General features: G+C 61.3%; 12 protein-coding genes and 1 pseudogene. 3 read left to right on the plus strand and 10 right to left on the minus strand.

Annotated features, from left to right (window positions below):
- Window positions 1-299: 299 nt before the first annotated feature.
- From HY011_27545 to HY011_27570, 6 genes and pseudogenes are all read right to left on the minus strand, one after another.
- Entirely contained in the window at window positions 300-4,283 is a 3,984-nt protein-coding gene (locus tag HY011_27545) for a VCBS repeat-containing protein (protein MBI3426701.1), read from the minus strand.
- 485 nt (window positions 4,284-4,768) lie between these two features.
- Window positions 4,769-5,365 (minus strand): putative Ig domain-containing protein, encoded by a 597-nt coding sequence (locus HY011_27550; protein ID MBI3426702.1) that lies wholly within the window; start codon window positions 5,363-5,365, stop codon window positions 4,769-4,771.
- Between the two features lie 7 nt (window positions 5,366-5,372).
- Window positions 5,373-5,624, minus strand: coding sequence for a hypothetical protein (locus tag HY011_27555; GenBank protein ID MBI3426703.1), 252 nt, complete (start codon window positions 5,622-5,624; stop codon window positions 5,373-5,375).
- Window positions 5,625-5,645: 21 nt separating this feature from the next.
- Window positions 5,646-6,653 carry an FG-GAP repeat protein gene (locus HY011_27560; GenBank protein MBI3426704.1) on the minus strand — a complete coding sequence of 336 codons (1,008 nt, stop codon included), beginning with the start codon at window positions 6,651-6,653 and terminating at the stop codon, window positions 5,646-5,648.
- Between the two features lie 551 nt (window positions 6,654-7,204).
- Window positions 7,205-9,016: a hypothetical protein gene (locus HY011_27565; protein ID MBI3426705.1), complete on the minus strand. Its 1,812-nt coding sequence runs from the start codon at window positions 9,014-9,016 to the stop codon at window positions 7,205-7,207.
- Between the two features lie 900 nt (window positions 9,017-9,916).
- Window positions 9,917-10,183: pseudogene (locus HY011_27570) on the minus strand (type II secretion system protein).
- A 230-nt stretch (window positions 10,184-10,413) separates the two neighbouring features.
- Between HY011_27570 and HY011_27575 the strand changes: the two are divergent.
- The 3 genes from HY011_27575 (at window position 10,414) to HY011_27585 (ending at window position 15,549) form a co-directional block, all read left to right on the plus strand.
- Window positions 10,414-11,004: an RNA polymerase sigma factor gene (locus HY011_27575; protein MBI3426706.1), complete on the plus strand. Its 591-nt coding sequence runs from the start codon at window positions 10,414-10,416 to the stop codon at window positions 11,002-11,004.
- Entirely contained in the window at window positions 10,991-11,917 is a 927-nt protein-coding gene (locus HY011_27580; protein MBI3426707.1) for a hypothetical protein, read from the plus strand. Before HY011_27575 ends, HY011_27580 begins: the two co-directional genes overlap by 14 nt.
- A gap of 356 nt (window positions 11,918-12,273) precedes the next feature.
- Window positions 12,274-15,549: a CHAT domain-containing protein gene (locus HY011_27585; protein ID MBI3426708.1), complete on the plus strand. Its 3,276-nt coding sequence runs from the start codon at window positions 12,274-12,276 to the stop codon at window positions 15,547-15,549.
- A 294-nt stretch (window positions 15,550-15,843) separates the two neighbouring features.
- Here HY011_27585 and HY011_27590 read toward each other — a convergent pair whose 3' ends face one another.
- The 4 genes from HY011_27590 to HY011_27605 all read right to left on the minus strand — a co-directional run bounded on the left by HY011_27590 (window position 15,844) and on the right by HY011_27605 (window position 24,319).
- Entirely contained in the window at window positions 15,844-17,700 is a 1,857-nt protein-coding gene (locus HY011_27590) for a PQQ-dependent sugar dehydrogenase (protein MBI3426709.1), read from the minus strand.
- Between the two features lie 210 nt (window positions 17,701-17,910).
- Window positions 17,911-21,729, minus strand: a complete 3,819-nt coding sequence (locus tag HY011_27595) for a putative Ig domain-containing protein (protein MBI3426710.1) — start codon at window positions 21,727-21,729, stop codon at window positions 17,911-17,913.
- 236 nt (window positions 21,730-21,965) lie between these two features.
- On the minus strand, window positions 21,966-23,897 hold the full coding sequence (gene selB / locus HY011_27600) for a selenocysteine-specific translation elongation factor (protein MBI3426711.1): 1,932 nt from the start codon (window positions 23,895-23,897) through the stop codon (window positions 21,966-21,968).
- A 14-nt stretch (window positions 23,898-23,911) separates the two neighbouring features.
- On the minus strand, window positions 23,912-24,319 hold the full coding sequence (locus HY011_27605) for a hypothetical protein (protein ID MBI3426712.1): 408 nt from the start codon (window positions 24,317-24,319) through the stop codon (window positions 23,912-23,914).
- Window positions 24,320-24,333: the final 14 nt, after the last annotated feature.

Here is a 24,333-nt window from a genome sequence, read left to right on the forward strand (position 1 = left end):
CTGAGCAGTGTCTGGGCTGTCAATTAACAACATCGCCCCGTGCAAAAGCGCCAGGGCTTATGCAAAGTCGCCAGCGCGAGCGCTCGAACGGTTTGACTGACTCCCGATTCCCGGTTCCTGATGCCTGGCAAACTGAAAATACCGGCTGATTTTTAATTTGTCAGGCAGCAGGAGTCAGGAATCGGGAGTCAGTCAAAGGTCTTTGGCGGATGTTTTGAGGACTTTGTAAAAGCCCTAGACGAAATAGGCCGAAACAATCACCAAAAACTTTCCCTGTGTTCTGACTGTTCTGAAACTCTTCACTTGAGTTGTATACGCACCGGATTCACCGCCTTGCCATCCACATTCAAATTGACCTCGCTTTCGCCCGCTCCCGCCAACGTGCGCGGGAGGCGCAGGTTAGCTTGATCCACGCCAATCTGCCCGGGTGCTGCGCCGACAAAAACGACTTCGGCAATCGCGCTGCCGATGGATGCCGCCGCCGGGATGTCGGGGTTGCGACCGCGCCAGCCCGTGCCGAACAGAATCAGGAAGACCTGTTCATTCGCCGCGCCCACATCAATCGGCACGGCGACGAATTTGCTGGTGGCCGTATCGAAGCGCACCGCCGCTTCGAAGCGTTGTGTGCCATCCGCCAGCACGCGCAAGACCTGTGCGGCAGGCAAGCCGCGCCCGCTGCTATCGGCGGTGAAGAGGCCCGGATTGGTTGGCGCAATTTGCACACGCGCCAGCGAAGTGACGCCATCGCCGCCAATGATCGTGATCGTTGCCTGACCGGCGGCCAAGCCGCGCGGCAAGACGTAATTGACTTGCGCTGGCGAAACGAAAAAGAGCGGCGCGAGGCTTTCAACGCCCGCGCTGTCGCGGACGCGCACCAGCGTGCCGCCCAATACCGTGGGCAGCGGCAAGGTCAATGCTTCGGCGCGCGTCGTCGCCAACCGTGTGCCAAACGCGGCCACGATCTGTTCAGGCGCGAGCGTGGCGCCGCGATAGCTGGCCGCCGAAACATTGGTCACGGCATAAGCAATGCTTAAGCCCAGCGGCGCGGCCTGCGCGCCTAGAAAGAGATTGTCGCCGCTGTATGTCGCCGTCAGCGTGTGCGTGCCGCCTTCGCCGAAGGTCACGCGCAAGTGCGCCGCGCCCGTGCTATCCGCCGCCACCGTGCCCAAGGTGGTTGTCCCGTCAAAGAACGTCACCTGTCCGCTGGGCGGCGTCGCCAGCGGTGTGTTGGCCGTAATCGTCGCGCTCAAATCAACGGCTTGCCCCTGCACATAGGGCGCGCCGCTTGCCGTGAGTGTGACCACGGTGGCCAAGCGGTTCACGGTGAAATTGAAACTGGTCGTCGTCGTCGCGCCGCAATTATCCGTCGCCGTCAGCGTCGCCGTGTAGCTGCCTGCGGGCCGTGCGTTGCTGAGCGTGACGATACCGGTGGCGGGATTGACGCTGACCGAACCAGTGTATGCGCCCGGCACCAGCGCGACGACGCTGGCGAGCGCGCCATTGTCCATCGGCGCCGCCGTGGGGGTGACTTCCGCCGAACCGCCCGCCAGCAAAGGCGGCGGCGCAACATACGCGCCCAACACGGGCGGCGTGTTCGCGGTGACGTTGACGCTGAAAGTCGCCGTGCTGCTCAATTCGCCATCGCTGACGCGCAGCGTGACCTGATTCGCGCCCAGTGCTACATCGCAAGCCACCGCGACCGTGCCGGTGATCGTGCCGTTCGTGTTCGTCAGTTTGCTGAAGCTCAAGCCTTCGGGCGCATTGGCCACCGTCACGGTCAAATCGCCCGCGGCTGATTCGGTGTCAGTCACAGTCCCCAGCAGCGCGAGCACGCCGCTCGTGCCGCGTTGTTGCGTCAGCGCCGCGCCCGGCGTCAGCGTCGGATTTGTGTTGACGAACATGGGGCATTTGCCCGCCGTGCCCGAGTTGTAAATCGCCAGCAGTTCCTGTTCGCTCAACGCGCGGTTGTACAAACTGAGTTCGTCAATCAGCCCGTTGAAACGATTGACGGGCAATTGACTGATCAACGTGTCTGAACGCGAACCCAGCTTCAGCGGCCCCGTCGAAGTGATCAGGTTGCCGCTCAAGCCCGGCAAGGTGCGCGCCACACGGCCATTCAAATAACTCTTGATTGTTGCGCCATCGAAGCTGAGCGCCACGTGCGTCCAGGCATTCAGCGGCACCGTACCGCCGCCGTTGATGAAGCCGCCGAATTCATTAGGCAGGCCGTTGAGGCCGTTCAGCGCAAAGACCAGCGTGCCCGCCGGAATCGTGCCGCCCGTGCCCGCGATGCCCCATTCGTAATGATAGGTCGTGTAAGGCTGGTCTTCTTTGTTCAGGATGAATTCGACCGCGCCATCCAGCAGCGTCGGATAGACCCAGCCTTCAAAGGTGAATTGCTGGAAGTTCAAGGCGGGCGAATGCGGGACGACCAGTTCGCTGCTGCCGTTAAAGCTGAGCGCCTGTCCGACGCGCCCGGGGGCAAAGGCGAGGCCGTTCACGCCCGCGCCGTTGTTGGCGTTTTGATTGTCGGCGGCGTTGTTTTCGCCGCGATACCAACTGACCAGGCCGGGCCGCGTATTCACACAGGCCGGGGCATTCACCGTCAGCGTGAAGCTTTGCGTCACCGCCGCGTTGCAATTGTCGCGTGCCGTCACGGTGATCGTATGCGCGCCAACCGGCGCCGCATTCGTGATCGTCACTGCGCCCGTCACCGGATTGGTGTTGAGCGTGCCTGTGAAACCCGCCGAAGCCGTCGCCGTGACGGCGCTGATGGCCGTGTTGTCGCTGGGCGGTTGCGCCGGCAAGACGACCGTGCCCGCGCCCGTCGTCGCCGTCGCGTTGGGATAGGCGCCCAGCGCCGGCGGCGTGTTGGCCGTCACATTGATCGTCACACTGGCCGTGGCCGACAGTCCGCCGGGATCGGTCACCAACAACATCGCCGTTAATGGACTCGCCGCCGCATTGCACGCCGCTCCAACCGAAGCGCTAAGCGTGCCGCGACTATTGGTCAAATTCGTGATGTTCAATCCGGCGGCGGCATTCAGCAGAAAGACTTGCAAATTGCTGTTGGCCGTTTGCGCATCGCTGACCGTCGCCAGCACATCGTTGCTGGCGGGCGCGCCCTGTTGCCGCGTCAACGCGCTGCTCGGCGTAATCGTGGGCGGCGTATTGAGCGGCGGCGCGCTGCACGTGTTGCGCAAAAACGCGACGTTGCTTTCGGCGGCATTGGCCGTCACGACATCGGGCCGTCCGTCGCCGCTCACATCCGCGCTGCTGATAGCAACGGCGCGTCCGCCCAGGCCGAAGCGCGTCTCATTGCCGAATTGCGCGGCATCATTGCCGAGGCGGATTTCGGCTTCGAGGTTGGCCGTGCCGATGACCAGGTCAGTCTTGCCGTCGCTGTTGAAATCGCCCGTCGCCACGCTCAAGGGGCTGGCCGTCGCGCCGAAGTTTTGCGCTTGCAGGAAGACGCCCGCGCCGCTGTTGAGTTGCACCGACACGCGGTTGTTGTTGCTGTTCGTGATGACCAGATCGAGCGCGCCATCGCTGTTGAAATCGCCCCCGGCCATGTCCGTCCCGCTGTCTACGCCGACGGTGTAACTCACCGGCGCGGCGAACGCGCCCGTGCCCGTATTGAGCAACACCGCAAAGCCCTCGTTGCCCTGATTCAACACCGCCAGATCGGTTTTGCCGTCGCCGTTGAGATCGCCGCTGACCAGCGCCACGATGCGCGTGCCCACGGTATAGGTCGCGGGTGTGCCGAAGCCGCCGCCGCCATTGCCGAACGTCACCGAAACCACACCCGCATTTGTATTCGTGCCCGCTGCCACGTCCAGCCTGCCATCGCCATTGAAATCGCCTGTGACAATCACCGGAGCCGCGCCCGCCGCCGCCACGGGCAGGGCTGACGAAAAACTACCTCCACCGTTATTCAAAAACAGCAGCGGCACACCGGCTTCGCTGCCCACGACCAAATCCAGCCGTTGATCGCCGTTGAAATCGCCCGCCGCCAAATCGGTCAGCGTCCCGCTCGCCGTGAAATTGCCTGCACTGAAGCCGCCTTGGCCATCATTGAAAAGCAAGGTGACGCGGCTGTCGCGATTGGCGACCGCCACATCCAACCGGCCATCCAGATTGAAATCACCCGCGACCACGGCTTGCGGATTTGCGCCGCCATTCAACGGCGCCACGGCGGCAAAGCTCGGCGCAGCGCATCCGCTTTGCACAGCGTGCGTCGCGCGCGCGCGCGTGAAGGCGCCCAGCAAAGCGATTGACAACAAGCAAACTGATAAACCGAAACGGTGAGGCAGGCACTTTGGGGATCGGGATGGATTCATCATGTGAGTCATTTGCTCCGCTGCGTCGCCTCTGAAATCGGCCACGCAGCAACGCGCCAAGGCCGCGCGTGGAATGTCTTGCAACAGGGAAGCCCCGCGAAAAGAAATGCTATTTGTGGGGTGTAAAACCGCTGCCTGGTTGGGCGGAAGGGATACTAATGAGGGCGGCACAGGCTGTCAATTACGAGACATCTGAACGAACCTCGGCAGCGCAAATTGAGCAGCCGGAGAACCGTAACGGAGCCTGCTGTCAGGACACTTTTGCCAAAAGGCCACTTTTGGCACGAAAGGCGTAGCGCAACCTGCCGAGGTTGCGTGGTTTCATCAGTATTGCAATGCGGAAGCGGCGCAACCTCGGCAGGTTGCGCTACGCAGGCCTCGCAGTTCAGGTCTGCCAAACAAACGTTTTTGAGAAGTGCTCTACTCTGCTAACGCACGCCTTGCGCGGGCACCGGCACATCACCGCTTTGGCCCTGGTTTTGGATTAGGAACGAGCCATTCGAACTGCGCTTGACGAACCACGTACCGCTCCGCCGCCAGACCGCAATATCCGCCTTGCCATCGCCGTCATATCTGAGCGTCAATGTATACGCCCGCGCGCCCTGACAGCCATTCGCGTCAGTCGCCCGCACATTGAAAGTGAATGTTCCCAGCGCAAAGGCCGCGCCCGTCAACACGCCAGCCGGCGAAAGGCTCAGCCCGGCAGGCAAGGCGCCCGTGCTAATGGCGAAACTGTATGGCCCCGTGCCGCCCGTGGCGCTGAAATTCTGGGTGTATGGCAACCCGAAATACCGGGGTGCGAGCGTGGCTGGATTGACGGTGACGGCGGGGCAAGTAATGGTCAACGTGTAGGCGCGCGCACCCGTGCAATTGTTGGCGTCGGTGGCCGTGACCGTAAAATTGAAATTGCCGGCCAGCGTGGGCAAGCCCGTCAACGCGCCGCTCGCCGCCAGCGTCAATCCGTTGGGCGCCGCGCCGCTCGTGACGGTGAATTGATAGGGCGCCGTGCCGCCCGTCGCGCTCAATGTCTGGCTATACGCCGTTCAGCAGCCCGCCTTGTGCCAGCGATATTTCAGGTGGAAGCGTGCCGCCAGACAAAGAGAATTGATACGGCCCGGTGCCGCCGCTGGCCGTGACGGTTTGATTGTAGGAAGTGCCAATCACTCCATTGGGCAAGGTGGCCGGCGTGAGCGTCACGGTGGGGCAGGCGGGACAAACGAAGACGTAGGCTGAGCCTTGATTCATGTTCGCGCCGATGTCGTCTTGCTCGGCGCCGACCACCACGGTATCGCCGCTGACAACGACTCAGACGCCGAAGAAATCAAAGGCCGCGCCATCGTTGGCCGTGAGTTTCTGTTGGAACATCCAGGCCGTGCCGCTGCGGGTGAAGACGTAGGCCGAACCTTGATCGGCATTCGCACTGATGTTGTCATCACTGGCCCCGGCGACGAAGGTGTTGCCGCTGAGCGCCACCGCGACGCCGAAATGATCGCCGGTCGCGCCGTCGCTGGCGGTGAGTTTCTGTTGTTGCGACCAGCTTGTGCCGCTGCGGGTGAAAACGTAAACCGAATCCTGATCAATGTCGTCGAAAGGCGCGCCAACGACCAACGTATCGCCGCTCAGCGCGAAGGCAAAGCCGAATTGATCGCTCGTCGCGCCGTCCACTGCCGCCAACTTGGCCTGAAACGTCCAGACCGTGTCGCTGCGCACAAACACATAGACCGAGGCTTGATTCGCGCCCGACCCATCGTCAAAGGGCGCGCCCACCACCGCCGTGTTGCCATCCAACGCCACCGAGTCTCCGAACGCATCATTCGCCGCCGCATCCGGCGCGCTCAGCTTGGCCTGCTGCGAAAAGATCGGATCAATCATCAGCGGATAGACCGCGCCGGCATCGTCCACCAGCAAAGCGAGGGTGTCGGCTTGCGCTTCGAGCCACGCTGGTAACGCGCGGCCTTGGGCGTCGTAGGCCGCGAGATGGTCATAGGCGAGCGACTGCCCGCTCGCCGCATGCGTGAAGCGCGCGGCTTGGCCGTCGGCGCGCATGCTGACTTGCCAGCCTGCGTTGACGGTCAGCGCCAGGCGAATTTGCGAGGACGAATTTGCACTTTGCGCGGGCGGCGGCGGCTGGTTGAGCGTGAAGCCGTGCTCAAGTCCCTCCGCGCCGTTGACGAACCATTCCGTGAACTGGCTGTCGCGCGTGATGGTCAGGGTTTGCAGGTCGCCGCTCACCACGCCCGCGCCGACCTGACGCGAGGCGTCGCCATAGCCGATGCCTCGCAAGCTCAGGCTGACCGGCGGCGCGTCTTTCACGGCCCCTTGGTTGAGTGAAATGCTCGCGCCTTCTTCGGTGACGTAAGCGTCATAACCCGCCGCCCGATTCGGTGCGTGCTAGGCCGCGCGGCCCAGCGGCGTGTGGTTGGCATAACTCACGCCGAGCCGGGCCTGCCGCATGGCCGCCTGCAATGATCCGTATTGGCCCGCCCGTTTCAATTGATCGAGCGCCGCCGTGCCCGTCAAGGTTGTGGTGGATAGATTAGACCTTATCGGGATTAAGCTGCGGACTAACCACGGGGAACATGGGGGGCACGGGGCAATCGAGCAAAATACGTGCGGAAGAAGAGTTACGATTTGCTGGTTCGTTTATGCTTTCCCCTCATCCCCGTGTTCCCCGTGGTTAATTTCTATTCCCGATAATGTCTATTGGTTGAGGCAATTGGTGGCGCAGGCCGCGCGGTGCGCAGCCACAGTCCACACCACAAGCACGCCGCAATCAGCGCAAAATGACGCAGGTGTTGATACGATTTCATGGCAGTTTCTCCTCGGTTGACGTGCTTGGTGGAAGTCAATCAGCGAAACCCGATTCAGCGCACATTGATGCGCACCGTATTCGTGGCGCGGCCATCCACCGTCAGCACGACATCTATTTCGCCACGCCCCGACAAGGAACGCGGCACACGCACGTTGACTTGATCCAACCCGGCTAAGCCTTCAACTGCGCCCGCGAAAAGGACTTCGTTGGCCGTGCCGCCGAGGCTGGCGCTGCTTGTGCGCTGCGCACGGATGCCTGTCCCGTAAAGCACCAAAAAGACCTGATCGCTGGCAGGGCCGAGATCAATCGGTACGGCGGCAAAACGTCCGTTTTCCAAGCGCGCGACCGCTTCGTAGCTTTGCGAACCATCGCCGCGCACGCGCAAGGCAACGGCGGCGGCTACGCCTTGCCCGTTGGCATTGGCGGCGAATAAACCCGGCGCGGTACTGGCGATTTCAATGACGCCTGAAGCGCCGCTGCTGACGGTGAGGTAAGTCGTGCCGGGCGCAGTGTTGGCGGGAAGGAGGAAATTGATTTGGTTGGGTGCGACAAAAAAGAGCGGCGCAGGGCGTTCAACACCAACGCTGTCCCGCACGCGCACACTGACACCGGCGAGTTCGGTTGGCAACGGCGTTGAAGAAGCCGCTTGCACGCTCGCCGCCAGGTTTGCGCCAAACGCTGCGACGATGGATTCAGGCGCACCGCCCACTGTGAAACTGGCTGCCGAGACGCTGGCGATGGTTGATGTGCCGCTGTCGAAGAGTTCTGCGCTGGCGAGGGGCGTGATTAACCCGCTGCCGGTGAAAAGACCGCCGCCCGCCACCAGCACTTTGCCGTTCGGCAACAGGGTCGCCGTGTGGTGGTCGCGCGCCTGATTGAGGTCTGCGCTGCCCGTCCAGCTTGCAGTGGCGGGGTCATAAAGCGCAGCGCTCTTGAGCGATATGTTGTTCGTGCCCTGGCCGCCGGCGATCAGCACCTTGCCGTTTGGCAACAAGGTCGCGGTATGCCAGCCGCGCGCCGTAGCGAGATTGCCGCTAACAGTCCATTGGCCGGTCGCGGGATCGTAAAGCTCCGTCTCAGCCACATCCGGCGGCCTACCGCCGCTGACCAGCACTTTGCCGTTCGGCAGCAAGGTCGCCGCGTGTGTCGTGCGGACTGCTGACAGCGCACCGGTGGGCGTCCAGGTATTGGTGGCCGGGTTGTAAAGCTCGCAGTTCCTGGTGGAGCCGCTGGTGTTGAGGCCCGCCACCAGCAGCGCCCTGCCATTGGGCAATAACGAAAGCGTGGCAAACCCGTGTTCATCGTTGAGCGTGCCAGCGGGACTCCATTGGCCTGTGGTGAGGTCATAAACTTCGGCGTTCCGGTTAAAGGTCGCGCCGGGCTGTGTGAGGCCCGCCGCCACCAGCACCTTCCCATTCTGCAAGAGCACGGCGAGCGGGTTTTGCCGCCCTGTGCTCATTTCACCGCTGAGCGACCACATTCCAGTTTGCGGATCGTAAAGTTCGGTGCTGGTTAATGAACGCACTGGACTCGTGGTGACCCCGCCCACCACGAGGACTTTTCCATTGAGCAGTTTGACGGCGGTGTGATCTGTGCGCGCAATGTTCAGATTGCCGGTCAGGCTCCAGGTTCCCGTAGCCGGATCATAAAGCTCCGCGCTGCCTGTGAGCGCTGCGCCGCTGACACTGCCGCCCACAACCAGCACCTTGCCATTGAGCAGGACGGTGGCTGTGTGCCGTGTACGCGCAGTGATGAGCGCGCCAGTTGCGCTCCACCCCGCCGTTTGTGCTGCCGTCGCCGCCGGTTGGCCCGGCGGCACTACCATACAAGCCAGCAAGAACAATGCACAGAATTTAGCTTTCATTGATTGTCCAACCTTTCTACTTGGAGTTTGGCGGGTGAGCGTGGTTTGGGCCACGGGTTGTTACAAGGTTCTCGAAAGCGTGCTCAGGGTGAGCGCGCGTTTGCGCGTGAGGGTCTTGCCCGCTTGTGCCTCCAATTCGTTGCGGTAGGCATTGAGCAGATTTTGTTGAGTCTGCGTGTCACCGCGCGCGGCGGCGGCTTCGGCGGCGCTGAGCTTAACGCATAAAGAATTCGCCACGCCGCCGCGCGTGCTGACATAGAGCTTGGTCAGATTGCACAAGCCACCATAGCTGAACAGCAGCGCCACCGGATCGCCCTGCAAGTCAGTCAACTCGACGCCGATACGGGCGTTCATCTGTGGGCTGAACTCATCGAATTTCATCTCCTGGGCGACGCCGTTAAGGAATGCGCCCAGCGGACTGGCAGGGTTTTGGTCGTAGTTGCGAATTTCGGCCAGCGTTACGGTTTGATCGTCCCCGGCGAGTTGATTGAAAAGTGTCGGGAGCGTCGCAGGCGAACTCGCGTAATTGCGGATGAGGCCCAGGCTCTCAACGTTCAAGTTCAGCAAGTCGCTGACGGCCTCAGCCCCGCGCGCGAGAATGTTGTCAAACATGCGTTTTCGGCCCGCCTCGGCGCCCGGCGTCTGCGCACTGGTAATCTGACCCGTTTGATCGAGCAGCAAGGTTTCCGCGCCGGTGATACCGGGGAAGGTTGGCTCGGCCTCGATACGCCATTGAGTCGCGTTCGCCACCAGTACGGCGTAGTTGTAGCCTTCGGTGTGGCCTGCGGCGAGCGCCGGATCAAGCGGGCAAGCATCGAAGGCGGTCGTACAAAAGGTGGCAAGCTGGCCCAAGCCCGGTGGAAAGCTGCCAGCAACCGCTCGATACGCCGCGCCGACTTGTCCCAGTTTTGCCAGATTATTGGCGGCCTGCGATCTAGCCGCCGCCTCGCGTACCTTCTGCACCGCCGGAAGCAGCATCCCGATGAGGACGGCGATGATGGCGATGACGACGAGCAATTCGATCAGGGTGAAACCCGACTCCCGCTGGCGCGTCCGCTCGACGGTGCGCTCTGTGGGTTGGTTAAAGACTGCGGGAGGCAGAACGTAACCACGCTTCGCTGCGTTCTGGTCTGTTGCCACTTGGCTGCGATGCTGCTGCTTGTTCATCAGATTCCTCCTAAATTTTCCTTTTCGCTTTCCACAGGTTGCCTAGGCACACGTGTCCCACGGCCAACGCCTTGCTCCGCCCAGCTTGCGCTTTTGTTGATCTTCGGTTACTGACTGCGTGTCAGTCGTGACATCTCCCCTACACAACGATAAGACGACGTGGGCGGGCGCTTCCTCTCACGTTCAAATCAAGATTTTGTGTAGGGGATTTTGCGTAGGGGATTTTGCGTATGGAACTGAAAGCGGCGCCTTCCGCGGAAAAGCGGTTCGAGCAGATCGTGCGTGACTATGGCCGTTTTCTGCGGCAGACGATCATCCGCGTTTGCCCGAAGGATGTGGGGCTGCAATACGATGAAATCGAACAGGAGGCGCGCTTGCGGCTGTGGCGCGCGCTCGAAAGTGAGAGGGAAATCCACGACCTGTCGTCTTATCTTTATCGCATCGCGGTGACGACGACGCTGGACGCCATTAAAAGCGTCAAGCGCAAACGCGAAGAACAGATGGTGCTGGCGGAAGACGACAACGAGAATGGCCGCAAAGAGAGCAACAGTGTCCCGCACGTGTTGTTGGCCGATTCCAAACAAGCGCCCGATCAGGCCGTCGAGCGCCAACAATTGGTCAACAAGGTCAAAGAAGCCCTGAACCAACTGCCGGACAATCGCCGCACGGCGGTCGGGCTGCATCTGGAAGGGCTAACCACGCAGGAAATCGCCGACCTGCTCGGCTGGAGCGAACCCAAAGCACGCAACCTGGTCTATCGCGGACTCGGCGACGTGCGCGCGTACTTGCAGGAAGCAGGAGTCGAATATGCAACTCAGTGATGAGGCTCTGAAAAACCTCTGGCAAACCGAAACCGCGCGTGGGACGAACCGCCGCGAGTGCCTCTCGTCTGAAACGTTGCTGCGCGCGGGGGCGCATGAATTGCGCGCGCCTGAAGCCGAACGTATCGCTGCGCATCTGGCTGCTTGCGCCGATTGCGCCGAGGAATACCGAATCGCGCTCGCCGTTCACGACTGGGCCGCTGAAACCGCCACGCGGCACACCGCGCCCGCCGTTCACCTGAAGGCGCCACCGTCGTGGTGGGGCCGTCTCTTGGCGCTGTTCAATCCGCTGACGGCGACACTGACGGCGGTGTTGTTGCTCGTCAGTCTGGTGCTCGGCGCGGCTTGGCTGTCATTTCGCCGCCAGAACCAAACCCTTACCGCGCAAGTTCAACAGCAACGCGAAGAATTGACTGAAGCCGCCGCGCTCAAGGCGCAACTCGCCGAATTGCAACGCCAGCAGGCCGAACGCCCTGCCACCACTGAGCAGGCAGGCGGGCAGGCAACCTTACAAGCCGAACTCGCGCGGCTGAAGCAGGAACTTGCCCAGGGCGCGCAGCCGCAACTGGACGTGCCGCAATTCGATCTCGATCCCGCCCCCGCCACGCGCGGCGCTGGCGGCGGTAACGCCACCAGCGCCACGCTTACTGTGCCCGCCGCCGCCACAGTCTTCACGCTCAACTTGCCGGGCGCGGGCAGCCAGCCTTTCCCGCAGTACCTGATCGAATTGCAAAACGCGCAAACCAGCCAGGTCGTGTGGAGCACGCGGCGCAACCGCGATGGCGAGACTACGTTTACCTTGACGCTCGCGAAACGCGGCTTGGCCGCCGGGCGCTATCGCATCCGCGTTTACGGCGTGCAGGGCCGGCAAAAGACGCGCGTGCAAGAGTACGCCGTGCAGGTGAAGTACTGATGCGATGCCGGCGGAAACGCCGGGAAGCTAGCGCGGTTTTCAGTTCAATGCCGGAGGAAGCGCCGCCGTGGGTGGGACAAGCTGGCATCCCAAATCCACGGTTAAGCAGTTGAAATCACAGTTTCGACCAATAGCAGCGGGCTTTTTTGTCAGCCTGGCTATTCACCCAGGGAGTGAAATTGCGCCGCCGTACAGCAGACTGCCAGTCTGCTGTAGACGCGGCCAGTGGGCTATTCGCCGAGACTACAGCAGACTGGCAGTCTGCTGTACGGTTTTAGCCGTGGATTCAGGATGGCATCTTGTCCCACGCTCAATCCTCCACGCATTTGCGGCAAGCCAATGAAAGGAAGAAGTGTATGAACAAGCCCCGCGCCAATCCATTGCTACTGGCCGGCTGGATGTTTTGCCTGTGCGCCGCCGCTGTCGGGCAACAACAAGACAATACGCTCCTCTTGCCAGCGTCGCCGGTCGAACGCGAAATCGCGGGCGGACAAGCTCATCACTATCAAATCACGCTGCTGACCGGGCAAAGCCTGAAGCTCAAAGCCGAACAACAGGGCAGCGATGTTATCCTGACGCTGTTCAGCCCGGAAGGGCAGCAGCTTGCCGAAGCAAACCTGCCGAATGGAACCAGGGGGTTGGAATGGCTGCTCTGGTTGCCGCAACGCAATGGCGCTTACCAACTCAAAGTCACGTCAAACGACAAAGGCGCAACGGCGGGCCGTTATGTCCTCAGCGCCGAAGTCGCGCCAGCCGATGAAAAAAACGTGCTGGCGATTCAAAAATTTAACGAGGGGATGCAGTTGCGCAAAACCGGTCAGCGTGAATCATTCCCGCAGGCGTTGCGCAGCTTCGCCGAAGCCCTGACGGCTTGGCGCGCCGCCGGTGATCGTGGGCTGGAGGCCAGTACCTTGCAGCAACTCGGCGGGGTCAGCGGACGCGCCGGCAATCATCAACAAGCCCTCGACTATTACCAACAGGCCCTGGCGCTTTTCCGCGCGCTGGAACTGAAACCGGAACAGGCGGAGGTGCTGAGTAACATCGCCGACAGATATGCAGCGTTGGCGGAGCTGCCGAGCGCGCTGGAATACTACCAACGGGCGCTGGCGCTCCGGGAATTTCTCGCGCCGCTCAATGTGGGCATTCTGTTGGATAACCTCGGCCAGGTGTATGCCAATCAGGGCGATTATCGAAAGGCGCTGGCCGCGCATCAACAGGCGCTGGCGCTGTTTCAGGAACTGGGCGCGCGGAAAGACGAACTGGTGACGTTGCCGCGGATTGCCAGAGTGCAACGGCTGTTGGGAGACTATGCCCAGGCGCTGGCTTGGCTGAATCGGGGGCTGGCACTCAGCCGGGAACTGAAAGCGCCGGTCGAGGAATCATTCAACTTGCAACAGCTCGGACAGCTTTACGCCGTCTCCGGCGACCAAGCGCGCGGGGTCGAATATCTGGAACGCGCGGCAGCGGTTTGCCGCGCCGAAAAAAGCCGCTCGTGCGAGATGAATGCGGTGAATCAGTTGGGGCAGCTTTACAAAGACCAGGGCGCGTCTGACAAAGCGCTGACCGCGTTCAATGAAGTGCTCGCTTACTTTGGCGAGCTTGGCAGCCGGGTTTCTGAAGCCGTCACCAAAGGACACCTCGGCGACATTTTGGCAGCGCAAGGCGAGTACCCACAGGCGTTGTCCTATCAGAACCAGGCCCTCGCTACTTTACGAACTGTTGGGGCGCGCCAGGCGCTGGTCGTGCGGCTCATTCGGACGGCGGAAACTTACCGGAACGCCGGGCAGCCCGAAAAGGCCAAAGAGTTACTGACAGAAGCGGCCACCGCTAATCAGGACATTGGGAGCCGGAGTGATGAGGCGCAGATTTTCCGCGCGCTGTCTGCACTCGCGCGCGATGAAGGCCAACTGCAACCGGCGCGCGAACTGATCGAAAAATCGTTGCTGGCGATTGAGCGCCAGCGGACCGGCGCGCTTACGCCAGCGTTGCGCGCCACCTTCGGCGTGTTCCTGCACCGTTACTATCAGGACTACGTCGAAATTTTGATGGCTTTGCACGCGCAGTCGCCAACAGCAGGCTATGCCGCGCTGGCGCTGGGCGCGCATGAACGTGTCCGGGCGCGCAGTCTGCTGGATTTGCTGAGCGAAGCGCGCGTGGAGTTGCGGACGGGCGTTGAGCCGGCGTTGCTGGAAAAAGAACGCTTGTTGCAGGAACAGGTGAACGCCCGCGAAACGTTGCGCCGCCAGTTGTTGGAAAATCAACGGACTGCCGCACGCGCCAAGGCGTATGAGCCGGAAATCAGCGACCTGCTCACTCAACTCCAAACCGTCGAAACGCAAATTCGCGCGGCAAGCCCGCGCTTTGCCGCGCTGACGCAACCCGCCCCGCTCACGCCCGCCGCTCTTCAGCAGCGCGTGCTGGATGACGACACGTTGCTGCTCGAATACGCGCTCAGCCCCCAACGCAGTTATTTGTGGGCGGTGACGACGCAGGAACTGCACAGTTTCGTTTTGCCCGACGTGGGCGTGATCGAAGCCGCCGCGCGCCGCTGGCTCGACCTCTTGCCGAAAGGCACGCAGCGCAAATATCAGCGCGAAACCGAACTCGCCGCCGCCGAACTGAGCCGCTTGATCCTCGCGCCCGCCGCCGCGCATTTGCATAAAAAACGGCTGGTGATCGTGGCGGATGGGCTGTTGCAATACGTGCCGTTCGCCGCCTTGCCGGTTGTCGGTAGTCAGTTGCCGGTTGTCGGTAAAAACTTAGTTCCTAACCGACAACCGACAACCGCTAACCGGCAAACCTTGCTTGCCCGCCACGAACTCGTCAGCTTGCCCTCGGCTTCGGCGCTGGCGGTGTTGCGCAACGAAATCAACGGGCGTCCGGCGGCCGCCAAACAACTCGCCGTCTTTGCCGATCCCGTTTTTCAAGCCGGCGATGCGCGCGTGCAACTGGCCAAGACCACGGCGCCCGGCACCACAAAGATGACGGAAAGCGCAAAAGATTTGGCCGCGCAAGCGCTGACGCGCGCCGCCGCCGAGGCGGGCCTGACAAGCTTCGCGCGGCTGCCTTTCGCGCGTCAGGAGGCTGAAACCATCGCCAAGTTGCTGCCGCCGGCGCAGCAGTTGAAAGCGCTGGATTTCACGGCCAGCCGCCAAACCGCGCTGACCGGCCAACTCAATCAATACCGCCGCCTGCATTTCGCCACGCACGGCCTGCTCAACAGCCAGCATCCGGAATTGTCGGGCATCGTGCTCTCGCTGGTGGATGAGGCGGGTCAGGCACAGGACGGGTTTTTGCGCCTGAGCGATTTGTACAACCTCAAGCTCAATGCCGACCTGGTCGTGCTCTCGGCCTGCCAAACGGCGCTGGGCAAAGACGTGCGCGGCGAAGGCCTGGTTGGGCTGACGCGCGGCTTTATGTTCGCCGGCGCGGCGCGCGTCGTGGCGAGTTTGTGGAACGTCAACGATGCCGCGACCGCCGCACTGATGCAGCATTTTTACCGCGCCATGCTGATCGAAAAGCTGACCCCCGCCGCCGCCTTGCGCGCCGCCCAACTGGCGCTGGCGCGCGACCCGCGCTGGGCCGCGCCGTATTACTGGTCGGGCTTCGTGTTGCAGGGGGAATGGAAATGACGTGACTATAGAGAACAGGACTTACGCAGAAATTTGCCACAGAGGCACAGAGGCACTGAGCAAGACCAGGAATTTCTCCCATAAACGAAAAAGCTCTGTGACTCCGTGCCTCTGTGGCAAATTTGGTTCATGGTACGGAACCGGGAGCGTGAGCGACCGGGTGCTGCTGCGCCGGTCTTACGCGGAGTAACCCAGTCGCTCACGCTCCCGGTTCCGTGCCAGCGTATTCGCCAGCAGCCATTCGCGATCAATCATTGTTCGACAAACGGAGCGGCCTCTTTTCCACCACCTTGATTACCTGATATTGACCCGCACCGTATTCGCTACCTGTCCATCAACCGTCAACACCACGTCAACATCGCCGCGCCCGATCAATGAACGCGGGATGCTGAGATTGGCTTGATCCACGCCGATCAATGAGCCTTGCGCGCCCGCGAAAGTGACGGGCGCATTCGTGCCGCCGATGGTGGCCGTGGCGCTGGATAGCGCGCCGCTGAAACGGAAGCCCGTGCCAAAGACCACGAGAAAAACCGGCTCTGAGCCTAATCCGACATCAATCGGAATGGCTTCGTACTGATTGGTCGCCGGATTGAAGCGCGCAATCGGCTCGACGGTTTGCCCGCGCAACACGACCGCGGCGGGTAGGCCGCGCCCGCTAGCGTTGAGCGCAAAGATGGCGGGCGAGACTTTGGCGATGGTGATGTCTTGCGCCGACACCACGCCCTGGCCGCTGGTGATTGTCACGCGCGCCTGACCCAAAGCGGTGCCGGCGGGAATTTGATAGTTGACCTGCGTGGGCGAAACGAAAAACTGCGGCGCGAGGCGTTCAACGCCTGTGGCATCGCGCACGCTGACGCGCGTTTCCAGCATCGCCGTCGGCAGTGGTGTGGTGGCCGCTGATTGCGTGCCCGTCGCCAGCCCCGTGCCAAACGCCGCCACGATGGATTCGGGCGCGAGGCTCGCGCCGCGATAACTGGCGGCGGAAACATTGACCAGCGCGCGCGGCGCGGCATTGACCAGCCGGTAAATCGTGCCCGCGCCCGCCACAACATACAGTTCGCCCGCTTCGTCTTCGCCAAACGAAGTGATGCCCAGGTTGGTGTCGAACAGCGTCCGCACCGCGCCGTTCTCGCGCAGGTAGAGCGTGCCGAAACAATAGTCGCCGAAAAGATAGGCACCCGGCGTCAAGGTGAGCGCCGCCCCGCGATAAACATAGCCGCCCGTCACCGAACCCGCGCAGTTCGAACCGACGTGCGGGTAGTCATAAAGCGGCGGCGTGAATTTCGCATCCGTGCAGGAACCCGGCCCCAGATTCGTGCAGCGCGTGCCTTCCAACACCCGCCAGCCGTAGTTGCCGCCCAGCTTGATGAGGTCTATCTCTTCGCGCGCATCCTGCCCGACATCGCCCGCATACAGTTCGCCCGTCAACCGGTCGAACGAAAAGCGCCAGGGATTGCGCATACCCACGGCATAGATTTCATCGCGGCCCGGCGTCGGGCCGAAAAAGGGATTGCTGGAGGGCGACGAATAAGGCGTCGCGCCGTTGGGCGTATTCACATCAATGCGCAAAATTTTGCCGAGCAGTTCTTCGACGTTTTGCGCGCGATTGCCGGGGTCGTTGGCGCTGCCGCCATCACCCATGCCGATGTACAAAAAACCATCCGGGCCGAAATCCAGCATGCCGCCGTTGTGGTTTTGGAAGGGTTGCGGAATGGTCAGCAGAATCGTCTCCGCCGTGTCGGCCATGTTCGGATTGCTGGCCGACGCCTTGTATTCGGCGATCACTGTCGCACCGTCAGTTTGCCGCGTGTAATTGACGAAAAAACGGCGGTTGCTGCTGAACTGCGGATGAAAGGCCAAGCCCAGCAAACCGCGTTCGCCGCCGGAAAGGACTTTGGCCGTGATGTCCAAAAAGACCGCCGCTGTCGTCGCGCCCGGTTGCCGCACGCGAATGCGTCCGGCTTGTTCGAGAATAAAGAGCCGGTTCGTCTGGTCATGCGCGCTGGTGATGAAAACCGGCGCGGCCAAGCCCGTTAAAAACGGTTCGAGTTGCAGCACACTGTTGGTTTGGGCGCGGCTGCGCTCAATGGGCCAATAGCACAGGACAAGGCAACACAGTAGCAATCCGATTCGGTTTAACAACGTGGTCATTCCACCCTCCTGAGAAAAAGACTTTGTAGCAATAAATTGAGGGAGGTGATCTATGAGGAGAGAGAGGTTACGGAACAGACGGAATGAACGGAACAGACGGAAGTGATTCAACACAGGCAGTTTCGTCTGTTCCGTTATTTCTGTTTATTCCGTAATCTCGCCTTATCTCACTTCTTTGAGCTACTCCCAAAGACCTTAGTTGGGGGATGCTCACTTGATATGCACGCGCACGGGATTGGCTGTCCGGCCATCCACGGTCAAGACAACATCGCTTTCCCCCTGTCCCGCCAAAGTACGCGGCAACCGCAAATTGACTTGATCCAGGCCAGCCAGACTGCCTTGATTCCCTGCAAAAACAACTTCCAGCGGCGCGCCGCCTAATGTTGCGGTGACCGCCGCCAGCGCGCTGCGTCCGCGCATGCCGCTGCCGTATAGCACCAGGAAAACCTCTTCGCCCGCTTGGGAGAACTCAAAGGGCACGGCGACGAATTGACCGGTCGCCGTGTCGAAGCGGGCCGCCGGTTCAAAGCGTTGCGTGTCGTTGAGCACACGCAGGAATTGTGCCGCCGCCAGCCCGCGCCCATTCGCCGCCGCCGCAAAGAGGCCCGGGGCGACGGCATTGACGCGCAGCAAGCCGCTAATCGTCGTGCCCGCACTGCTGCGAATGCTGACGGTCGCCGCGCCGGCGGCCACACCAGCGGGCAACAGGAAATTGATTTGCGTCGGCGAAACGAAAAAGAGCGGCGCACTGTGTTGCACGTTTGTGCGGTCGGTGATGGTCACGGTTGTGCCGCCCAATGAAACCGGCAACGGCACGCTCGTCGCGGTGGCGTTCGCGCTCGCCAAGGCTGTGCCAAACGCGGCCACGACGGAATTGGGCGCGAGCGTCGCGCCGCCGCTGAAACTGGCGGCGGAAAGAAACGCGGGCGCTGTGCCGCCCAGCGTGCCGGTGTGGTTGACGGTCGTCAGCGCCTGCTGTGTCAGTGCAAAAAAGCTGTCAATGGTCACCGTGGCACGCACGGCTAATTCGTCAGAGAACGTGAACGCCAGCGTCTCGCTGTCCGCGCCGCCGTGCGGCACAAAGCGCAAATTCAAAAGCGTATTCGCGCCGCCCGGCATACGCTGGCCTGCCGCGAGCATGAACACGACGCCCAGCTTGCCCGGCTGCGTGTCGTTGCCGAAGACTTCGGCGTTGCCGAAGACGTCCGCCTTGACCGCCTCCAGAAAGGTCAAGCGCGCGCTGTCGTAATGGAGCGTGAAGCTGAGCGCCGTCTCAAGGCCGCCCGCGTTGAGATTCACCGTCAAGGCGCCGATTTGGCCGCGCGTGAAAGCGCCGCCGCTGAGGGTGAGCGGGCCGCTGGGTTGCGTTTGCCATTCTGCGCTTGCGCTCTCTTCATTCTCGCTTGGCGTTGCGGTGGGGCCGCCTGCTTCAGCCAAAACGCCGATGCCGTTGGCGTAATGCTGGGCTTGCACGACGTCAGTTAGGTCGAAACGTCCATCGCCACGCGTCTGGCTGGGCGCGCAATCGGCGCGTTGGAATTCCGCGCCTGTCAGCGCATCCAGCTTCAAGGCAAAGCGCGCCATCTGCCGCACGTCGCTGGCTTCAACAGCGCCGTCGCCGCCGAGGCGCGGCCAGACATCGCCCTCGAAGCGCGTGGCGCTGGGATAGATGGTGAAGGGAAACACTTGCGAAGGGCTGCCCAATGGCGGCGGGTTGTTGACGGTCAGCAGAATCATTTTTGCTTGCGCAACATCAGCAGCGCTGATTTCCGCGCGCAATTGGGTTGAATTCACGTATGACACCGGCCGCTCCACGCCATTCCACGTCAGCGTGGCGTTGCTCAGCATGTTGCCGCCGTTGATCGTCAGCGTGAATGCGCCGCGCCCCGCCACGACTGCGCTCGGAATCAAATTGTTGATGGTGGGACGCAGCGTCAAATCCAGCACGTAATTGTTCGTGCCGTTGCAACCGTTGGCGTCGGTTGCTTTGATCGTGAAGGGAAAAACGCCGCCAGAGATGGGAAAGCCTCCGAGTTGCCCATCGCTGCTAAAGGTCATGCCATAGGGCAACATCCCCAGTAAGCTGAAAGTATAAGGCGCTACGCCGCCGCTCGCCGTAAACCTCCCGCCTGTCGGTACGTTGCCCCCGTTTGGATTGACCGTGATCGTGGGACAGCCGACCACGTATCGTTGCGTGCCATCGCAACCATTCACGGCCACGGCTTTGATGGTGAAGGGATATGTGCCGCCTTGCGTTGGCGTGCCCGCGAGTAAACCGGCGCTTGACAAGCTCAGGCCCGGCGGCAGCGTGCCGCTCGCCACGCTGAACAGGTATGGCGTCGTGCTGCCGCTGGCGCTGAGTTGCTGGCTGTACGCCGTGCCCACGACCGGTTCGCGCAAGGTTTCCGGTTTGAGCGTGACTGTGCCGCATTCGATTTTGACCGCGTAACTATGCGTCACCGCGCAACCATTCGCATCGGTCACTTTGACCGCGAACGTATAGCTGCCGAGTTGCGTGGGTGTGCCGGACAAGTAACCGGGACTCTCGGTCGAAAAACTCAAACCCGGCGGCAATGCGCCGCTTTGCAGCGTGAAGGTGTAAGGCCAAAGCCCGCCGCGCGCTTCGAGACTTTGCCCGTAAAACTGGCCTTCGCGTCCGTCAATCAAATTAGGCGGATTGAGCGTAAGCGCCTTACAACTTTGATCGAGCGTGTATGCGCGCGCGCCGACGCAACCGGCGAGGTCGGTGGCTTTGACGGTGAAGGTGAACGTGCCGTTCGCAGTCGGCGTGCCTGAAAGATAACCGTCTTCGCTCAAGGTCAAGCCGGGCGGCAACGTGCCGCTCGCCACACTGAATTTGACCGGAAATACCGCATTCTCGGCGCGCAGCAATTCACCATACGCTGAACCTCTATAAGCATTGGCGAGCAGCGCGGGCAGGATGTTGAGCGTCGCGCACACCACGTTGATTGTGAACGTCGTGCTGGTTGTCGCGCCGCAATCATCCGTCGCCGTCACGCGAATCGGGTAGCTGCCCAGGGGATATGCCGTGGTCACAAAGATCACGCCTGTGTTGGGATTGATGCTGAGTGGGTATTCGAGTTGCACGCTACCAATCAAGTTGGCGGTCATACTGACAATGGCGCTGTCGTCGCGTGGTGGTTGCGAAGGAACAATTCCGGTATTGCGCGCAACCTGGATCGTCGTGTTTGGATACGCCCCCAACACCGGCGGCGTATTGGCATTGACCTGCACCGTCACGGGCGCAGACGTGCTGCCGTTGAAATCGGCGTTGCCCGCATAAGTCGCCGTCAATGTGTGCGCGCCTGCTGCGGGCACGTTCAATTTGCAACTGCCGGTCGAACTGCTCAACGTGCTCGTGCAACTGTTCATGCCATCCGTCACCACCACTGTGCCCGTGCGCGGCGCGCCGCCCAGGCCCGCGTTGTTGACGGCGAAGCTGATCATCACCGGCGCGCAATTCAACGCCGGATTTGGGCTGACGCTGGTAATCACCGTTTGCGTATTCTGTTTGAGCACCGTTGTTGCATCGCTCGCCACATTGTTGCTCGTGTTCGTTTCACCCGGCGTGCCGACGTTCGCAATGTTCGTGATGCTGTTCGTTCCGGCGGGTGTGCTGAGGCCGACGGTGACGCTCAATTGCAACATTGGCAAACTCGCGCCCGCCGCCAGCGGCCCGGCGTGCGTGCACGTCACGCTAGTCGCGCCCGCGCACGTCCAGCCCGCGCCGAAGCCGTTCGACAAGCCCAGATTGAAGGGCAAGTTATCCGTCACCGTGATCGGCCCCGTCGCCGGCCCGGCATTCGCCGCGTTGCTGACGGTGATGTCGTAGCGGCCCATGAAGCCGATGGGGAAATCGCTCGCGTGCGTTTTGCGGATGGTCAGATCGGGGGGCGGTTGCGGTTGGGCGAAACCGGGGCTCAGGTTGAAGAGCAGTAGCAATGCAAGCACGGCGCTCAGGGCCACGGCAGGCCAGAGATGGAAAGCGTTTTGTCGCAGATGCCACATGGAATTTCCTTGGGGGAAGATTTATTCGTTGGGGGCAGGGGCAAAGAGCGAACTTTGCTGTCTGAGTAGTGCAACCCGCCGAGGTTGTGTGGCTTCATTAACTACAACCCTGATTCAATGTGCAACCAAGGCTCGATTGATGAAGCAGCGCAACCTCGGCGGGTTGCGCTACGCCATCCGCGCAATTCAGCAATAGCGAACGGGCACTTCTCAACCTGTCCAAAGAGCCGCCGCAATCAAAGAATCTCGCGCGCCTCGCCGACGCGCCGCGTCACGCGCAACCGGTCGAGGTGTTCGAGTAACGGGATCGCGTATTTGCGTGAGATACCGGTCAGGTCTTTGAACGCGCCGACTTCCAGTTTGGGGCCGTGTTGGGCTTTGTGTTGTTGCAGCAGCGGGCGCAATCCTTCGAGCGCTGTGCGGTGAAAGAGCAGATCGCTGACGCGCACCAGTTCGCCGCTGTTGATCAGCATCTGGGCGAAACGTTGCGCGCGGGCGTTGTCAATGCCGTGTTGCGGCCCCAGTGCTGACAACGCCTGCGCAATGGCTTGTTCCAGCGCGAGCGGTTGCAGCGCGGCGTCGGCGTAAAGTTTGGCGAGGTGATCTTTGGCGGCTTGCTCTTCGGCTGTGAGCGCGACCTTGTGCGAGGCGAGGCGCAGCAAGTCTTTTTCGGCGGCGACCTCGTTGCGTTCGGCCAGTTGGGTGATGACGGCGCGGAAGATGTCGGCGTGCGTATGGGCGAAGAGCTTTTCGCGCAACTCTTCGCGGCCCATCCCGGCGGCGAGCGGCGTCTTTTGGTGGAACTCTTTCAGCGTCGCGCGCACCTGTTTCGCCAACTCTTCAAACGGCGTTTTGGCAAGCAGGCGCAATGGCGTGCTGGCGATGGTGAGCAGGCGTTTGCTCTTCGTCCATTTGTCCGCTGCTTGTTTGATGACCGCATCAGGCGCGCCTGAACGCGCGGCTAGCTCGGCGTAATCAAGCCCGGCTTCGCCCGCCAGTTCGACCAACAACGCCAGCCGTTCAGGCGCATCGGCAATCGTCAACGCCGCGAGTTGTGCGACGACTTTGGCTTTGGCGCGCGCGCGATGTTTGTGGGGCAGCGCGTCAACGACCGTGCCGCCGCCGATGGTGACGGTGGGCGAATAGCTGCGCGCGATGAAATGATCGGTGGGCAGCGCGAGCACCGGCGCTTCCAAACGCAATTGGGCAAAGCCCGCCGCGCCGGGGGCGAGTTCGGTGGCTTCGAGCAACACGACGCGCGCCAACGCTTCGGCTGTGCCGATGTGCAGGTGTATGCGCGCGCGCGAACGCAACGGGCGCGGCGCGGTTTTGAGCAGTTGCAAACGCACATCCAGCAATTGCGTGGCGCGCAAACGGCCCGCGGGCGCGAGCGTTTGGCCGCGCGCGACGGCGTCGAGGTCAATGCCTTGCAGATTGATGGCCGTGCGTTCGCCGGCGAAAGCTTCGTGCGTGCCTTTGCCGTGCACTTGTAAGCCGCGAGTCTTGGCGCGCAGCGTATTCGATGGATAAACCTCCAACTCATCGCCCGTCTTGATCTGTCCGGCGACGAGCGTGCCAGTGACGACGGTGCCGAAGCCTTTGATCGTAAAGACGCGGTCAATCGGCAAACGCGCCACTGCGGCCTTGTCGCGTTCGGTAACTTGTTTCGCCAGCTCGGCCAGCGTCTTTTTCAACTGCTCAATGCCCGCGCCGGTTTTGGAACTGACGCGCAGGATGGGCGCATCGGCGAGAAACGAGTCGGCGACATATTCGCTGACTTCGGCCTCGACCAGTTCGGCGAATTCATCATCCACCATGTCGCACTTGGTGATGACGATCAGGCCGGCTTTGATTTCGAGCAGGCGGCAGATGTCGAAATGTTCGCGCGTTTGCGGCATCAGACTCTCGTCTGCCGCGACGACCAGCATCACCAAATCGAGACCGTGCGCCCCCGCGAGCATGTTTTTGACGAAGCGTTCGTGACCCGGCACGTCTACAAAACCGAAGTGCACATCGCCCACGGTCAGGTCGGCAAAGCCAATATCAATCGTGATGCCGCGCTCTTTTTCCTCTTTGAGACGGTCGGCATCCACGCCCGTCAGGGCTTTGACGAGCGCGGTCTTGCCGTGGTCGATGTGTCCGGCGGTGCCGACGATGATACGTTTCATTTGGGATCTAATGGTTACTGTGTTTGGGGTTTATCAGATTGTTGCATCACTTGCTTGAGCATTTCTGAAGTGCTTTTTATTTTTTCACCTTTGGCAATATATCGCTCCCAAAATGGAGGAATGTGATAACGATACTTTTCCAAAGACTTTTGAATCTTATATAGGTTTTTTCCATTTGCTATGAGTGGTTTTGTGTATTGGCAAGGATTGGTCGTGACGCTTTTCTCTTCATTGTTTGTTATTGGTGACTGAATGTTGGCTTTGGCGACTATCTTTTCGTCTCTTTGAATGCTGCGCAGTTTGTAATGCTTGCCGGGTGTTGGTTCAGATTGATTGGCGCGATGCACTGGTTGCTGCGTGGGAATTCCCATCGCTGAGCACATCGCTAGTGCAATGGCTAATGTGATGTGCAGGGTGGTCATAGTTCACCTCGTTT

It is taken from the genome of Acidobacteriota bacterium, from assembly GCA_016196035.1.
Classification (GTDB): domain Bacteria; phylum Acidobacteriota; class Blastocatellia; order RBC074; family RBC074; genus JACPYM01.

Excerpts from the sequence above, each read along its gene's own strand:
- HY011_27595 (MBI3426710.1), bottom strand. The coding sequence starts at position 21,729 with ATGTGGCATCTGCGACAAAACGCTTTCCATCTCTGGCCTGCCGTGGCC.
- HY011_27580 (MBI3426707.1), top strand. The coding sequence starts at position 10,991 with ATGCAACTCAGTGATGAGGCTCTGAAAAACCTCTGGCAAACCGAAACC.
- HY011_27585 (MBI3426708.1), top strand. The coding sequence starts at position 12,274 with ATGAACAAGCCCCGCGCCAATCCATTGCTACTGGCCGGCTGGATGTTT.
- HY011_27565 (MBI3426705.1), bottom strand. The coding sequence starts at position 9,016 with ATGAAAGCTAAATTCTGTGCATTGTTCTTGCTGGCTTGTATGGTAGTG.
- HY011_27605 (MBI3426712.1), bottom strand. The coding sequence starts at position 24,319 with ATGACCACCCTGCACATCACATTAGCCATTGCACTAGCGATGTGCTCA.
- HY011_27575 (MBI3426706.1), top strand. The coding sequence starts at position 10,414 with ATGGAACTGAAAGCGGCGCCTTCCGCGGAAAAGCGGTTCGAGCAGATC.
- selB (MBI3426711.1), bottom strand. The coding sequence starts at position 23,897 with ATGAAACGTATCATCGTCGGCACCGCCGGACACATCGACCACGGCAAG.
- HY011_27590 (MBI3426709.1), bottom strand. The coding sequence starts at position 17,700 with ATGACCACGTTGTTAAACCGAATCGGATTGCTACTGTGTTGCCTTGTC.